This window comes from Mesorhizobium sp. M2A.F.Ca.ET.037.01.1.1, assembly GCF_003998075.1.
Lineage (GTDB): Bacteria > Pseudomonadota > Alphaproteobacteria > Rhizobiales > Rhizobiaceae > Mesorhizobium.
In genome coordinates this window covers 1-529 of record NZ_RZSA01001743.1, presented here as the reverse complement: position 1 = coordinate 529, position 529 = coordinate 1, and the positions used below count along the sequence as shown (strand labels likewise).

Annotated in this window: 1 protein-coding gene and 1 pseudogene; both read right to left on the bottom strand. The window is 61.1% G+C overall.

Features of this window, described 5'->3' with window-relative positions; translation table 11 throughout:
* Positions 1 to 63: 63 nt before the first annotated feature.
* Positions 64 to 201, bottom strand: coding sequence for a hypothetical protein (locus EOA27_RS41780; RefSeq protein WP_189343123.1), 138 nt, complete (start codon positions 199 to 201; stop codon positions 64 to 66).
* Between the two features lie 46 nt (positions 202 to 247).
* A pseudogene (locus EOA27_RS41360) lies at positions 248 to 529 on the bottom strand (hypothetical protein); the annotation flags it as partial.

Below are 529 nucleotides of genomic sequence, written 5' to 3'. Positions count from 1 at the left end.
GAACCGCACGAGCGTCGCGAAAAGGTGTATCGCGACGACTGACGCGAGCTGAAAGCAGAAACGTCAAAAATGGCCGGCTTTCCGGCCATTTTTGTTTTCAGCTCCTAGCTGCGGAGAGTTCGCGCGTTCCGGCAAGCTGCCGCTAAAGCGGGTCGCGATCTTCAGATTCGCTCCATGCGCTTTAGGTTTTGATTTACGCATGTCTTATCCCGAAACCGGTTCCCACTTTCGGGAGACATGCTTTAGGTCAGCGCTTGTGATTGCCCAGTTCGCCAAGCAGCTTGGCCATCTCATCATCGAGCGAGGGCTTGGGTGCGGGTTTGCTTGGCGCTGCCGGCTGGGAGTGCGTCTCGTCGAGAGAGGTCTCGAGCTCGTGCATCAATGTGTCGTCGACGGAATCGTTTGAGGGCGGCGGCGTGTATCTGTCGCTGCCGTTGGTCGTTCCGTAGCTCGGCAGGGGCGTGACCTTGGCGGTCGGCTGGCTCGGTGCCGCCGGCGCGCGCGGGCGTGCGGCGGCAACTGGCTGGGC

Excerpts from the sequence above, each read along its gene's own strand:
- EOA27_RS41780 (WP_189343123.1), bottom strand. The coding sequence starts at position 201 with ATGCGTAAATCAAAACCTAAAGCGCATGGAGCGAATCTGAAGATCGCG.